Below are 13,010 nucleotides of genomic sequence, written 5' to 3'. Positions count from 1 at the left end.
TGACTATGTGATTTCTCGCATGGTCACTTGTGATGCTGATAATCTTTGTGACTATCAGTCCATACTCACAAGCACCCACACGAATTGCTTGATTCAATTTGTTAAAGAGCGGTTGGTTAAGAGCTTTTCGTCTCAACCGAGGGGCGCATTCTACGCTTTCCTCATTTGCTGTCAAGCGTTTATTTTGAAGTTTTTTTTACTGCTGCTTTCTTTCGAAAGCGTTTAACTTCAACAACTTACCGCTTACCCCGAAGCGTTCATCGCTGCGAGGAGGCGAATAATACGCGCTTTGAAATCAGAGTCAACACCTTGAGCTGAAAAAACTTTCCAATCGCGGTTTACCCCGCCCGCAACTAATTAAGGCGCAACCGATCTGTAGATAAACACACCACGGAGCGTGGCAATCATGAGCGATGCGCAAAGCGAGAAAACGCCTGGCCTGTCGGCGGATGAAGAGCAGGAAGTAAGCCATAACCAGCCGCCACGGGCAGCGGTGCTGCACGAAATCATTCGCGCCCAAGGCGACCAGGAACTGGAACGCACCCTCGCAGCACTGTGGTGGTCGGCGTTGGCTGCAGGGTTGTCCATGGGGCTTTCGCTCATGGCCATGGGGTTGTTCTATGCCCGCCTGCCGGAAGGCGACAGCGCCCAGGTAATCGCAAGCATCGGCTACAGTGCGGGCTTCCTTGCGGTAATCCTCGCCCGCCAGCAACTGTTCACCGAGAACACGCTGACCGCGGTGCTGCCGGTGATGACCACGCCCACGCTGGCCAACCTCGGCCGCCTGCTGCGCCTATGGAGCGTAGTACTGCTCGGCAACCTGGCGGGTACCTTGCTGGTGGCCTGGGTCATGCTGGAGCTGCCGATCTTCGACAGCAAGACCGACGTGGCCTTCCTCGAGGTCGGCCGCAAGGTAATGAAGAACGACATCAGCCAGATGTTCGCCAAAGGCATCGTCTCGGGCTGGATGATCGCAACCATGGTCTGGATGATTCCGTCGATGGAGCACGCCAAGATCTGGATCATCCTGATGATCACGTACTTCATGGCCTTGGGTGACTTCACCCATATCGTCGTCGGCTCGGTCGAGGTGTCCTACCTGGTCTGGGCCGGTGAAGAGACCTGGCGCAGCTTCTTGATGGAGTTCGCCCTGCCGACCTTGGCCGGCAACATCATTGGTGGCAGCTTCATCTTTGCGCTGATCAGCCATGCGCAGGTACGCAGTGACAGCGGCAAGCCGCCTTCGCGGCTGCTGGACGACCAGGCGCCGCCCTCCCCGCGTCGGCAAGAGGCGGGGAAATGACCCTTAGCGCACCGCCACTGCACGCTCGGCCGTCCGCCTGCGCTCTTGCGCAGGCCTTGGTTGCCACCAATTCTGCCCGGCATGGGGCGAGTCCAGGCTGACCCGCTCGCCCATTTGCGGCGTGCTTAGCCGCACCTGCGCTTGCGCACTCAGCGCCAGAATGCGCTCGAACGGCTCCTGCCAGCCATGGATGGACAAGTCGAACGTGCCGTTGTGAATCGGCAGCAACCAGCGCCCGCGCAGGTCCAGGTGTGCCTGCAGGCTCTGTTCTGGCTGCATGTGCACGTTCGGCCACGCGACGTTATAGGCCCCGGTTTCGATCAGGGTCAGGTCGAAAGGCCCGAAGCGCTCGCCAACTTGCCTGAAGCCATCGAAGTACCCGGTATCACCGCTGAAGAACACCTTCAGCTGTTCATCAATGATCACCCACGACGCCCACAAGGTCTGATTGCTGTCGAACAGACCACGCCCAGAAAAATGCTGCGCCGGGGTCGCGACGAAACGCACGCCGTCGACCTCGGTCTCCTGCCACCAATCCAACTGACGTACCTTGTCAGGCTCAACGCCCCATTCGATCAACCGGTCACCCACGCCAAGCGGGGCCAGGAAAAGCCCGGTACGCGGAGCAAGCCGACGAATCGCCTGCTCGTCCAGGTGGTCGAAGTGATCATGGGACAGAATTACCGCAGCCAACGGCGGCAACTCGTCCAGCCCAAGTGGTGGGGCATGAAAACGTTGCGGCCCTGCCCATTGCACCGGGGAGGCGCGCTTGGCGAATACCGGGTCGGTGATGAAGAAGCGACCCCGCAGCTTGAGCAATATCGTGGAATGGCCCAAGCGCCAGAGGCTGTGATCAGGTGCGTCGAGCACCTGCTGCCGGGTCATGGGCTGCACGGCGATGGGGTTGGCAGGGCGGGTTTCGGGGGGTTTGCGCAAGAACAGGTACTTGAGGCCAATGCGCAGCTTCTTCATCACGCCGTCCTGCGGCAGGCGTGCCTGGTTGTGGAACCGTCCGTCCCAGTGTGGCGCCGGCTCACCGGCAGCGTTAGCGGTGGGGACCATGAGCAGCAGCACTCCGAGCAACAGGAAAGCCTTCATATTACCCCACAGTGATCGCATCAACCGTGAATTGGCTTGTAAGGTCATTTTTCATAGATGAAACACTGTTCAACAATATTCACGCGAGTTATGCGATAAACGGCGCCTTGGCAGAAGAATGATAACCATGATGGACAAACGCAGCGGCAAGGGACTTACTTTCGTCAAGCGCATCTACCTGCCGCGCATCATCGGTATGGGCATCGGTCTGTTCAGTGTAATGGCAGCGGTGGCGCCGCTGTCGCCGCCCATGTGGGCCTGGCTGCTGTTACTGTTCAATGGCCTTTTCTGGCCACATGCCGCCTACCTCTGGGCAATCCGCTCGGCAACGCCTTACCAGGCAGAGCAACGCAACTTGCTGCTGGACTCGCTGATGGGCGGCTTCTGGACTGCCACCATGCAGTTCAACCCACTGCCCAGCGTCACCGTTCTGTCGATGATGACCATGAACAACGTCGCCGCAGGTGGCAAGCGCCTGCTCGTACGCGGTGTACTGGCACAGCTCGCCGGTATGCTCGGGGCCACGCTGGTGTTCGGCCCCGGTCTACAACTCAATGCCACACCACTGCAGGTTTACGCGTGCCTGCCAATGTTGACGCTCTACCCCTTGGCCCTTGGCTGGGTCTGCTACCAACTGGCAATCAAGCTGGCCGAGCACAAACGCCGCCTCAGTGCGCTGAGCCTTACCGACAGCTTGACCGGCTTGCTCAACCACGGGGCCTGGAAAGACCTGTTGCAGGTCAGGTTCCAGACCTGCCAGCAACAACAGCAGCATGCGGTGATCGCCCTCATCGACATCGACCACTTCAAGACCATCAACGACACCTTTGGCCACGTGGTCGGCGATTGCGTACTACGCCAGATGAGCGAAGAGCTCAAACGCAACCTGCGTGATGTCGACCAGGCCGGGCGCTATGGCGGCGACGAATTCTGCGTGATCCTGCCAGACACTCACGAGGCGCAGGCCTGCCAGGCCATGGAGCGCTTGCGCGAGCGGGTGGCGAACTATCGCAATCCGCAGCTGCCGCATTTGCGCATCAGCCTCAGCATTGGCTTGTCCGCGTTTCATGCAGACCTTGAATCGCCCGAGCACTGGCTCGAACAGGCTGACAAGGCGTTATACACCGCCAAGCACGCTGGTCGTGACCAGGTCAATTTCGCGCAAAGCGAGGCCGCCGGGCTCAGGCTGGCCTATCCTGACTGAACCTCCTTCCTGATTGCCCTGCGGGAGGCTGCAGTTCTTGAAGGAGTCGCTCGCGCATGGCCAGGAACGCCGACCTTCCACCCACCCTTGCCACCCCACATTTCCAAGTCCGCCGCTTGATTGCAGGCTTTTGCGCGGTTTTCGCCTTGGCCTGCCTGGTCACGTTGGGCGCTTTGCTCAATATTGCTGCCACCCTCGATCGCCAGGAGCAGCAACGCAGCGCCTTCCATGCCACCCAGGCCCTCGAACAACGGCTGCTCGCCTCACGCCAGTTTCTGTCCAGCTATGCCGTGTGGGATGCGGCCTTCGAGCACCTGGCCGGCAAGGCCGACTGGCAATGGGCCTATGAGGAGAAGAACGTCGGCGAATCGCTGTACAGCGCCAATGGCTATGAAGGTATATTCGTGGTGGACGACCAGCGCACCACCTACGCCCTGTTCAAAGGCAAGCCCAGCGTGGCGCAAGCCAGTACCTATATAGAAGCGCCCCTGCAACCGATCATCAGCCAAGCGCGGGCGGCTGCCAGCGCTCGCGAACAAATTACCCGGTTCGTGCTGTTCAACGGCTGGCCTGCAGTGCTCAGCGCGGCCGCCGTACGCCCCGACAAAGACGTGTCGGCCAGCGAAGTGAGCCAGGCGCCCGTCATGCTGTTCGTCGACCAGTTGACCGAGGACAAGCTCGCACGCCTGGGCACCGGTGCGGGCCTGGCGGGTATGCATATCGAGAAACACGGCACAGGTGAGCATGGCCATCAGCGCATCGAGCTGGGCGATACCGGCTACCACCTGGCCTGGACCAGCCCGCTGCCGGGGCAGCAACTGCTGTGGGCGATGTTGCCTGCGCTGCTCTGCGCCTTGTTGATCCTGGGCCTGGTGATGCTCTACCTGTTCCGCCATGCCCTGCGCAGCTCCCGCGCCATCGACCTCAGCCTCAAGCGCCTGCAACAGAGCAACCAGGCCCTGGAGGCCAGCGAGCAGCGTTTTCGCGCCGTGGCCGAAGCCGCTTCCGACTGGATCTGGGAAACCGACCGGCAACAACGCCTGACCTATCTTTCCCAACGTTTCGTCAGCGTCACCGGCTACCCGGTTGACGACTGGCTAGGCCAGCCGGTCAACCAGCTGCTGGCCTGCGATACCACGCCGCTGTCGCCTTGGCTCGACGCATTGGCCGCCACCGACCCCCAGCAGTTGGCAAACCTGCGCTGCACCTACCGTGACCACAACGGGCAGAACCGCTACTGCCGCATCTCGGCGCGAGCGATCTGGTACGACGGCAAGCCTACCGGCTTTCGCGGTACCGCCAGCGACATCACGGACGAGGTCGACGCCCATGCGCGCATCCAGCACCTCTCGCTGCACGACCCACTGACCGGGCTGGCCAACCGCAACAAACTCGCCCGGCATCTCGAACAGGTACTGCTGCGCGGCAGCGACTCGCCGCCACTCACTTTACTGCTGCTGGACCTGGACAACTTCAAGCCGATCAACGATTCCCTCGGCCACGCCGCCGGTGACGCCGTGCTGCAAGAGGTGGCGACACGCCTGCGCGACACCACCCGCGATGTCGACCTGGTCGCACGCCTGGGGGGTGACGAGTTCATCCTGGTTCTGACTGGCATGGAGAACCGCAGCGAGGTCGATCGCTTCTGCGCACGCCTGATCAGCCTGTTGCAGCAACCTATCGTGTTTGACAACCAGCCTCTGCACATTGGCGCCAGCATCGGCGTCGCGCAAAGCCGCACCCTGGGCTTCGATGCCGGCGAGCTGATCCGCTGCGCCGACATCGCGCTGTACCAGGCCAAGGCAGATGGCAAGAGCACCTGGCGCTATTTCGCCGCCGAAATGAACCAGCAGATCCAGTACCGCCGCCAACTGGAAAACGATTTGCGCCGTGCCCTGCAGAACCAGGAGTTCGAGCTGCACTACCAACCGCGTTATCGCCTGGGCGACCTGCGCATCGTCGCGGTCGAAGCCCTGCTGCGCTGGCAGCACCCGCACGAAGGGCTGCTGGGGCCAGACACCTTCATCCCGCTGGCCGAGCAGAGCGACATCATTGTTGCGCTGGGCCGTTGGGTATTGCGCGAAGCCTGCCGCACGGCCCACGACTGGCCGGCAGACCTGGTGATTTCGGTGAACCTGTCGCCCGCCCAGTTCTTGCGCAGCGATGTGGTGGCCGATGTGCGCGACATCCTGCTGGAAACCGCGCTACCCGCCCAGCGCCTGGAGCTGGAGATCACCGAGAACGTGATGCTCAACGACATCGAAGGCGCACTCAGCACCATGCTGTCACTCAAGGAGCTTGGCGTGCGCCTGAACATGGACGACTTTGGCACCGGTTACTCGTCGCTGGGCTATCTGCGCACCTACCCGTTCGACAGCATAAAGATCGACAAACGCTTCATCGCCGGCCTGAACAACACCAGTGGCAATGATCGCGCTGTGGTCCAGGCGATCATCAACCTGGGCGAAGCCATGGGGCTGACGGTGACCGCCGAGGGGGTGGAGAGTGAACAACAGCTCAGGACGCTGGAGAAGGACCGCTGCCATGAAGTGCAGGGTTACTTCCTGAGCCGACCTTTGACGAAAGAAAGCCTTGAGGCGCTGCTGCGACAGGCCCCCGAAGGCTCGGCACACCATCTGTTGTAGGAACAACCTATTCGCGGTGCACGGATGTTCCTACACAGGGGCCATCAGCGTTTATTGCGTTCGGCCACAATCTCCGGCAAATCGCTGCGCCGCAAGTAGGTACGCAAGGGCTCGCCGATGTTCAGGCGGTCGTCCACATGCTGCTCCAGCAACAGTGCCAGGCGCGACCGGCACAAGGCCATGCGCGGCCCTTGCTCGGGTCGCCAGACGAATTCGTTGCAGGGGGTGATACTGTCGTCGGCCACGTCCATGCCGAACGCGTCCTCGGAAAAACGCACGATATGAACGCCGCGCTTGCCGTGAAAGCCGACGAAACCGTTGAGCTGCTCTGCGGCGTTGCAGATGTCCTGGGAAGTGATGGCCATGACGTAACCTCGCAATGAAAGGAAGTGACGCACGCCGGGCTGCAAACGGTCGCCTCTGCCGGGCGACTCGCAAAGGCCAGCCTAACGCAAGTGGTAGAGCATTCGCCAAGGTTTTTCATCATCCTGCCAAAGGCCCGCTAGAATGGTCCTGAACCCCCTTCGTCGCCAACACTGGGACTGTTAATGACCGACGCCATCCATGCCGACATTGCCACGATCGGCCGCATTAATGCTGTGCCCGCCATCCTCCAGGTGATCTGCGAAACAACGGGCATGCGCTTCGCCGCCGTGGCCCGGGTAACCGATAGCAACTGGACGGCATGTGCCGTGCTCGACACCCTGGGTTTTGGCCTGACCGCGGGCGGTGAACTCGATGTCGCCACCACGCTGTGCCACGAAATCCGCAGCACGCACCAGACCATCGTGATCGACAAGGCCAGCGAAGACGAGCAGTACTGCCGGCACCACACGCCTCAGCTCTATCGCTTCGAAAGCTACATTTCAGTGCCGGTGTTCCGGACCGATGGCCGCTTCTTCGGCACCATCTGCGCCCTCGACCCTTTACCCGCAGCGCTTAAAGGCAGTGCCATCCAGCCGATGATGGAATCCTTCGCCCGGCTGCTGGCCATCCAGATCGAAAGCGAGGAAGGCGCCCAGCGCACCGAACAGGCCCTGCGCAAGGAGCGGGCCATGGCCGAAGTGCGCGAACAGTTCATTGCCGTGCTCGGCCATGACCTGCGCAACCCGCTGTTCGCCATCACCGCCGGTGCCGAGCTGCTCACCCAGCGCCTGCAGGACGACCAGCAGCGCACTATCGCCCAGCACATCCTCACTTGCGGCCGGCGTGCCTCGCAGCTGGTGCGCGATGTGCTGGACTTTGCCCGCGGCCGCCTCGGTGCCGGCATCCCCTTGAACCTGCAGGCTTGCCCTGACCTTGCCGAAGGCCTGCGGCATGTCGCCTCGGAACTGCAACAGGTGCATCCGCAGCGGCGGATTGTGCTGGACATCGGCGACATCGGCGGGCTGTACTGTGATCGCGAACGGGTCACCCAACTGCTCTCGAACCTGATCGCCAATGCCCTGACCCACGGCGACCCGCAAGGGCCGGTAGCGGTCAAGGCGGCCCTCCAGGCCGGTGAGTTCGTGCTGAGCGTGCACAACCACGGCGCCCCCATCGCCGTGCAGACCCTGGCGCAATTGTTCCAACCCTTCTCCCGCCCGCTGTCACAGGTACCGCAGCAAGGCCTTGGGCTCGGGCTGTACATCGCCAACCAGATCGCGCTGGCACATGGTGGGCGCATGGAGGTGCTCTCCAACGAACACAACGGTACCTTGTTCAGCTTCCGTCTGCCGCTGGGTCAACCTGGGGCGCCAGCAGCACCGCCAGCCAGTACATGAAGGCCTGCACCCGCCGTGGCACGTGCCAGGGCGATCACTGTTGACCCCGATCTTCATGCACTTGCACGCTGGCGGTCATGCCAGCACTGAGGTTCACCCCTTGCGGGATCTGGTCGAGGCGGATCCGTACCGGTATCCGCTGCGCCAACCGCACCCAGTTGAAGGTCGGTTCGACTTCCGGCAGCAGCTGGCTGTCGGGGTTGCTGTTGCGGTCGGTAATACCGCGGCTGATGCTCTGCACATGCCCTTGCATCGCCTCGCCCGCCCCCATCAGCCACACCTTCACCCGGTCACCCACACGGATGCGCGGTAGCTTGGTTTCTTCGAAGTAAGCCTGGATATAGAAAGTCGAGTCATCCACCAGGGCCATGACCGACTCACCGGTGTTCACGTAGTTGCCCTGGGCCAAGCGCAGGTTGGTGATGTGCCCGCTGCGCGGCGCGCGCACTTCACTGCGCGCCAGGTTGATTTTGGCCACCTGCAATTGCGCTTGGGCCTCATGCAGTTCGCCACGGGCGATGGCGGCATTGATCTGGGCGTTTTCCCGCAGCTCGGCACTGATCGCCTCCGGCCCCAAGGCAGTACGCCGCGCCGCTTCGCGCTCGCGCAGGCGCAGTTGCTGCGCGCGGGTCTCGGTCACGGCGCTGGCCTGGTCGAATGCTGCCTGAAAGCGCTCGCTGTCGATGCTCATGAGCAGATCACCCGCGTTCACCTGCTGGTTGTCATGCACCTTCAGCTCGCGCACCCAGCCGGACACGTCCGGCGCGATCACCACCACGTCGGCGCGCACACGCGCATCGCGGGTCCAGGGGGTGAGCATGTAGTACTGCCACAGCTGGTAGCCTGCCAACAGGGCCAGGGCCACCACACACAGTGTCACCAAGGTACGTACGACGGTACGCATCGAATCACTCCTTACTTGAACCCTGACAAAAACCCTTATGCAGCGCCCAGCACGCGCACTACCAGGTACAACACGCACACAAACAATGCCGCGTCGAACAGTGCTTCATGCCAGATCCAGCGGCCCAACGGCGTGGCCTGTACCAACAAGCGCAGCAGCCCGGTGCACACCAGCGCCAGCAGTACATAAACCAGAAACGGGCTCAACAGCACGCCGCCCAGCGCCCATTCACGCAACCCCATGCACGTCCTCCTGCCAGCGGCACCACTTGCCCCAGCTCTTCTGCAACTGCAGTACCGCGCCTTCGGCCAGGCGCAGCGGATCGCTCGCAGGCAGCCGGCGCAACGCTTCGATGAATTGCGCGCTGGCGTTGTCCAGTCGCTGCCCGCGCCCAGGCGCAGGCCCTTTGGCCAGCACGGCCTCTACCTGTTGCAGGTACTCGCGTTCGGCCCGGCCCAACGGCGCCTGGGCGACCGCCAGGCACATGCGCAGGTGCACCAGTTCGTCGCCGATGTCCAGGCCATGCAGGCCATCGTCCCAGCGCTTGCGCTCGCTTTCAGGCAACTCGCTGGCATGCCGCGCCAGCTGCATGAGGCGGTCGGCCATACGCCCGCCAAACCAGCTGTCGGCGCCACGCAGGTCGCGCCGGGTCAGGCGCACCAGGTCGTGCTGGGTCGCTGCCCGCAGGCGCCGGCCAAGCCACGCCGGGTGGCGAAACACCAGCAAACGGAACGCCATGACCGCCGCAGACACACCCACCAGCATGGCCAACGCACTGTTGAGCATGCTGGCCACGCCAAATTGCATGGCATTGAGCGGCGACACCAGGACAATGAAGTGCAGGCAATAGGAGGTGGCGGTAGCGCCGGTACGCGGGTGGGCCATGCCCAGCGCGCCCAGAAACAGCGGCACGCCCATGCCCAGGCAGAGCATGGCGAAGCTGCTCCATTGGGGCAGCAGAATTTGCCCGACCAAGAATGCCGCCGGGATCGCCAAAAAGATGCCACGCAAGAAACTGAGGCCGATCTGGGCGCCGTTTTCGCGGCTGGCGAACAGGCTGCAGACCACACAGGTCAATATCAGCCCACCCGGCGCCGATGGCCAGGCTGTTGCCAGCCAGAAACCACTCATCACCAGAAACGCCAACGCGCTGCGTGAACCGAACAACAGGGCCAGCGACCAATCGCGGTGCGCGGCCAGGCCCTGGGGCACATCCTTGGGCGCCCTGCCCGCTTCGACGTCGTCCAGCGCCTGGGTCGCGGCCATGGCGTAATCCAGCAACAGCGCCATGCGTGCCAGGCAGTAATGTTCTGCAGAGCTGATCTGCTCGTCATGGGCGGCATCCCAGATGCGCTGACGCAACAGCAACAGGCTCGGTTGATCGGGGTTGCCCAACTGCGCGCGCAACGCTTCCAACCAGGGCGCCAAGTGCCGAGTTTCCTGCTCATCAAGCTGGCGCCACTGCCGGCGCACCGCGCGGGAGATACGCAGCAGTACCATCAGCTTCTGGCTCAGGCCACGGATGGCGCGGGCGCGCTGGCGCCCGCGGTTGCCTTCGAACCAGGCATGTTCGCGCTGGCTGTCGATGGCAACGATACGCCCCAGGCTTTCCAGCAACCCTTTGCGCGCGTCATCTTCGCCGCCGAGCATGGCGCTGGCTGCCTGCAGGCCATTGTGCCAAGCCTGCCGGGCCTGCCCGCTCAATTGCTGTTCCACGCGCATGGGCCAGATGAGGGCGCTGGTGGCAGTGGCGCAAAAAATCCCCAGGCAGATCTCGGTGCAGCGGGCCACAGCCTGATCGAACACCTGCAACGGGTGGTCGATCGCCGGCAAGGCGATGATCGCTGCGGTGTAGCCGGCCAGCACGAAGGCGTAAGCCCAGGCACTGCGCAGCTGGGTCGAAGCCGCCGTGCACAGGGCCAGCCACAGCGCCAGGGTGATCAAAAACAGGCCTGGGGTCTGGGCGAACAGGCCGATGAACAGCACCGACATGAAGGTGCCGACCAAGGTGCCGGCCAGACGTGCAAGGCCCTTTTGCACCACCATGCCCGACAGCGGCTGGGCCACGATAAAGGCGGTCATCAGTGCCCATGAAGGCTGCTCCAGCCCCCAACGCATCGCCAGCCATAGCGCCAGGCCACCGCCAAGTACGGTCTTGATGGCGAACTTCAGGGCGAGGCTGCTGGGTGCGAACAGGGCCTGGAGAGTGATGGGCACGAGGCGGACCTTGCGGGGATGGTCAGGTAAACGATAGACAATGAAGAGAAGGATAATGCGCAAACGATTAATTAGCTAGCTAATCATCTTTTAAGGACTGTGCTGCGTGGCATTTTCCAGGCAAAAAAAATGGGCGACCGAAGTCGCCCTAAATGCCTTGCGTGCTCGTGAACCCAGAAGGTCAGCGCGGCTTGCGCTTGTTCGAGTCCTTCCAGATGAAAATGCCCAGACCGGCAAAGAACGCGACCATCAACCCGACCGTTACCACACCTGCGATAACCACGTTGTCGAAGAACATGTCGGCCTCCCTCTTCGTTTGCCGTTGTCCGATGGATGCAAGGTAACGAATGTGGGGGCACAGAAAATTGATCGGGGTCAATGGTGCCCGAGACCGGGCACGCGAGGCGGGCGCAGGCTTGACCTGCGTCAAGTTTCAGCGCTTCTTGGGCTTGCCCTTGGGTTTCTTTTTCTTGGCTGCGCTCAAGGGCATGGCCTGCTCGAAGGCCTGGCGCACTTCGTTGAGGCGCTTTTCCTTGAGGTCGTGGACGCGCTTGGCACGTTCGGCATCGAAATCGATGAGGTTGTCTTGGCTCATGGGTGGGCTCGACGATCAACGGAGGCTTGCATGATGAAGCCAGGCGCGGACGCTGACCAGCCCCGCGTCAGACTTCGATGTCGACCAGCAGCCCCTGACGCGGGCGCTCGCCCATCAGCGGTGCCACCGGTACGGTATTGTCGGCGTTGACCTCATCGCCGGGTAGCGCGCTGTAACGCTCGCCGTCGTTTTTTTGTCGACGCTGCTGTTGCCATCGTTGTTCATCACGCAGCAGCAAGGCCTGCTCTTGCGGGTCGCGCTGCTGCTTGAGGTCGATCGCGCTTTCACCGGACGAAGGCTGCGTGGGAACCACCGGCTTGATGTCGGGGGTTGGCTTGACCGGGTCCTGTTGCGAGGTTACCGGTGCTGCACTGAGCGGAATGATCGGCGGCAACATGGAAAGTCTCCTATTACCCCTGTATCGGCGGCTGGTCACCTACCTTGAATACAGACAACGCTTACTCGGTTTCGTCGTCAGGGTCGTCGTCACTCGGCGGGCTGGCCTCACTCCAGGGCCGCTTGTAGACCTGTTGCCAGACCGCGTCCATGTGGTCGCGCAGTACCTGCGGCGCGGCCTTGAGCGAGGCGCTGTCCTCGCGTTCTCCGCCTATCGGGTCTTCGCCGGCGGGCGTGATCAGCGACTCCCCGGTAATGGTGTAGCTGGCCTGCCCTTCGCGCATCTCGATGGCGATATCGTGCGGGTCGATCCCCCCGCCGCAGAAGGCATGGCTAGCTACCGTCAGTTCGGCGACCCCGTCCTTGTTCAGGTCACTGACATCGCTGACATCGGTATAGAAGTCGACATCCAGGTCCAAGCCTGGGCAGGTGGTTTCCTGTTCGACCTGCCAGCGTGCCTTGAACGCATCGCGTTCTGCCGTGCGCCCATACAGCGTGGCCTTGAGCACCACCTTGTCGACTTCCTGCTGGTTTTCGGCGTCGGTGGCCTGGCCATCGGTGCGGCTGAGCACCAACAGGCCTTCACCCTCGCGGTCACGAAAATGCACGCTCTTGATCGGCGTCTGCACGCCCAGCGCCTCAAGCTGCTCGGGCGCAATGGCCGGCAAGGTCTCGAAGTTTTTTTGCTCGCACGCAGCCAGCAGCACGAGGCTGCCCAAGGCCAGGGAAGCGTTCAACCAGCGGTGCTTGGCGGACATGTCGGTGCGCAGCCCTCGTCGGCAAGACGGTGTTGGTCGATGAAACGGCTAGACTGTTGGTCTTTGGCACCCATCGGTGCACTTCAACACTTTGGTCTGACCGGCCGATCCGTTAACATAGCCGGCT

Annotated in this window: 13 protein-coding genes; 4 read left to right on the top strand and 9 right to left on the bottom strand. The window is 62.3% G+C overall.

Annotated features, from left to right (window positions below):
* The first annotated feature begins 406 nt into the window (after positions 1-406).
* On the top strand, positions 407-1,303 hold the full coding sequence (locus tag HU770_RS08180; protein WP_186656884.1) for a formate/nitrite transporter family protein: 897 nt from the start codon (positions 407-409) through the stop codon (positions 1,301-1,303).
* A 3-nt stretch (positions 1,304-1,306) separates the two neighbouring features.
* Here HU770_RS08180 and HU770_RS08175 read toward each other — a convergent pair whose 3' ends face one another.
* Entirely contained in the window at positions 1,307-2,401 is a 1,095-nt protein-coding gene (locus tag HU770_RS08175; RefSeq protein WP_186663461.1) for an MBL fold metallo-hydrolase, read from the bottom strand.
* A gap of 130 nt (positions 2,402-2,531) precedes the next feature.
* Here HU770_RS08175 and HU770_RS08170 point away from each other — a divergent pair, with 130 nt between their 5' ends.
* Positions 2,532-3,605 carry a diguanylate cyclase gene (locus tag HU770_RS08170; protein ID WP_186663464.1) on the top strand — a complete coding sequence of 358 codons (1,074 nt, stop codon included), beginning with the start codon at positions 2,532-2,534 and terminating at the stop codon, positions 3,603-3,605.
* 56 nt (positions 3,606-3,661) lie between these two features.
* Positions 3,662-6,250 carry an EAL domain-containing protein gene (locus HU770_RS08165; RefSeq protein WP_186663460.1) on the top strand — a complete coding sequence of 863 codons (2,589 nt, stop codon included), beginning with the start codon at positions 3,662-3,664 and terminating at the stop codon, positions 6,248-6,250.
* A 44-nt stretch (positions 6,251-6,294) separates the two neighbouring features.
* Here the strand turns inward: HU770_RS08165 and HU770_RS08160 are convergent, their stop codons facing one another.
* Positions 6,295-6,615, bottom strand: a complete 321-nt coding sequence (locus HU770_RS08160) for a DUF2025 family protein (RefSeq protein WP_033702613.1) — start codon at positions 6,613-6,615, stop codon at positions 6,295-6,297.
* A gap of 183 nt (positions 6,616-6,798) precedes the next feature.
* Between HU770_RS08160 and HU770_RS08155 the strand changes: the two genes are divergently transcribed.
* Positions 6,799-8,013 carry a GAF domain-containing sensor histidine kinase gene (locus HU770_RS08155; RefSeq protein WP_033702614.1) on the top strand — a complete coding sequence of 405 codons (1,215 nt, stop codon included), beginning with the start codon at positions 6,799-6,801 and terminating at the stop codon, positions 8,011-8,013.
* A 34-nt stretch (positions 8,014-8,047) separates the two neighbouring features.
* On the opposite strand, the gene HU770_RS08150 is transcribed toward HU770_RS08155, so the two are convergent.
* The 7 genes from HU770_RS08150 to HU770_RS08125 all read right to left on the bottom strand — a co-directional run bounded on the left by HU770_RS08150 (position 8,048) and on the right by HU770_RS08125 (position 12,883).
* Positions 8,048-8,917: an HlyD family secretion protein gene (locus tag HU770_RS08150; protein WP_186656876.1), complete on the bottom strand. Its 870-nt coding sequence runs from the start codon at positions 8,915-8,917 to the stop codon at positions 8,048-8,050.
* 35 nt (positions 8,918-8,952) lie between these two features.
* Complete coding sequence (locus HU770_RS08145; RefSeq protein WP_047583681.1) at positions 8,953-9,159, bottom strand: DUF1656 domain-containing protein; 207 nt, start codon at positions 9,157-9,159, stop codon at positions 8,953-8,955.
* A complete protein-coding gene (locus HU770_RS08140; protein WP_186663459.1) occupies positions 9,146-11,134 on the bottom strand; it encodes an FUSC family protein in 1,989 nt (662 codons plus the stop codon). Before HU770_RS08140 ends, HU770_RS08145 begins: the two co-directional genes overlap by 14 nt.
* Before the next feature lie 181 nt (positions 11,135-11,315).
* Positions 11,316-11,432, bottom strand: a complete 117-nt coding sequence (gene ccoM, locus HU770_RS27320) for a cytochrome c oxidase subunit CcoM (protein ID WP_003254862.1) — start codon at positions 11,430-11,432, stop codon at positions 11,316-11,318.
* Positions 11,433-11,567: 135 nt separating this feature from the next.
* A complete protein-coding gene (locus HU770_RS08135) occupies positions 11,568-11,729 on the bottom strand; it encodes a hypothetical protein (protein WP_077068735.1) in 162 nt (53 codons plus the stop codon).
* A gap of 67 nt (positions 11,730-11,796) precedes the next feature.
* Positions 11,797-12,126 (bottom strand): aspartate-semialdehyde dehydrogenase, encoded by a 330-nt coding sequence (locus tag HU770_RS08130; protein WP_186663458.1) that lies wholly within the window; start codon positions 12,124-12,126, stop codon positions 11,797-11,799.
* Between the two features lie 61 nt (positions 12,127-12,187).
* Positions 12,188-12,883: a hypothetical protein gene (locus HU770_RS08125; protein WP_186663457.1), complete on the bottom strand. Its 696-nt coding sequence runs from the start codon at positions 12,881-12,883 to the stop codon at positions 12,188-12,190.
* Between the last annotated feature and the right edge of the window lie 127 nt (positions 12,884-13,010).

The organism is Pseudomonas sp. SWRI68 (assembly GCF_014269165.1).
GTDB classification, from domain to species: domain Bacteria; phylum Pseudomonadota; class Gammaproteobacteria; order Pseudomonadales; family Pseudomonadaceae; genus Aquipseudomonas; species Aquipseudomonas capeferrum.
Note: the sequence above shows the minus strand (reverse complement) of the source record. Positions and strands in the feature narration are given on the sequence as shown.

Bases quoted from the DNA above. Each gene is read 5' to 3' on its own strand.
- HU770_RS08180 (WP_186656884.1), top strand. From the start codon at position 407: ATGAGCGATGCGCAAAGCGAGAAAACGCCTGGCCTGTCGGCGGATGAA.
- HU770_RS08175 (WP_186663461.1), bottom strand. From the start codon at position 2,401: ATGAAGGCTTTCCTGTTGCTCGGAGTGCTGCTGCTCATGGTCCCCACC.
- HU770_RS08170 (WP_186663464.1), top strand. From the start codon at position 2,532: ATGGACAAACGCAGCGGCAAGGGACTTACTTTCGTCAAGCGCATCTAC.
- HU770_RS08165 (WP_186663460.1), top strand. From the start codon at position 3,662: ATGGCCAGGAACGCCGACCTTCCACCCACCCTTGCCACCCCACATTTC.
- HU770_RS08160 (WP_033702613.1), bottom strand. From the start codon at position 6,615: ATGGCCATCACTTCCCAGGACATCTGCAACGCCGCAGAGCAGCTCAAC.
- HU770_RS08155 (WP_033702614.1), top strand. From the start codon at position 6,799: ATGACCGACGCCATCCATGCCGACATTGCCACGATCGGCCGCATTAAT.
- HU770_RS08150 (WP_186656876.1), bottom strand. From the start codon at position 8,917: ATGCGTACCGTCGTACGTACCTTGGTGACACTGTGTGTGGTGGCCCTG.
- HU770_RS08145 (WP_047583681.1), bottom strand. From the start codon at position 9,159: ATGGGGTTGCGTGAATGGGCGCTGGGCGGCGTGCTGTTGAGCCCGTTT.
- ccoM (WP_003254862.1), bottom strand. From the start codon at position 11,432: ATGTTCTTCGACAACGTGGTTATCGCAGGTGTGGTAACGGTCGGGTTG.
- HU770_RS08135 (WP_077068735.1), bottom strand. From the start codon at position 11,729: ATGAGCCAAGACAACCTCATCGATTTCGATGCCGAACGTGCCAAGCGC.
- HU770_RS08130 (WP_186663458.1), bottom strand. From the start codon at position 12,126: ATGTTGCCGCCGATCATTCCGCTCAGTGCAGCACCGGTAACCTCGCAA.
- HU770_RS08125 (WP_186663457.1), bottom strand. From the start codon at position 12,883: ATGTCCGCCAAGCACCGCTGGTTGAACGCTTCCCTGGCCTTGGGCAGC.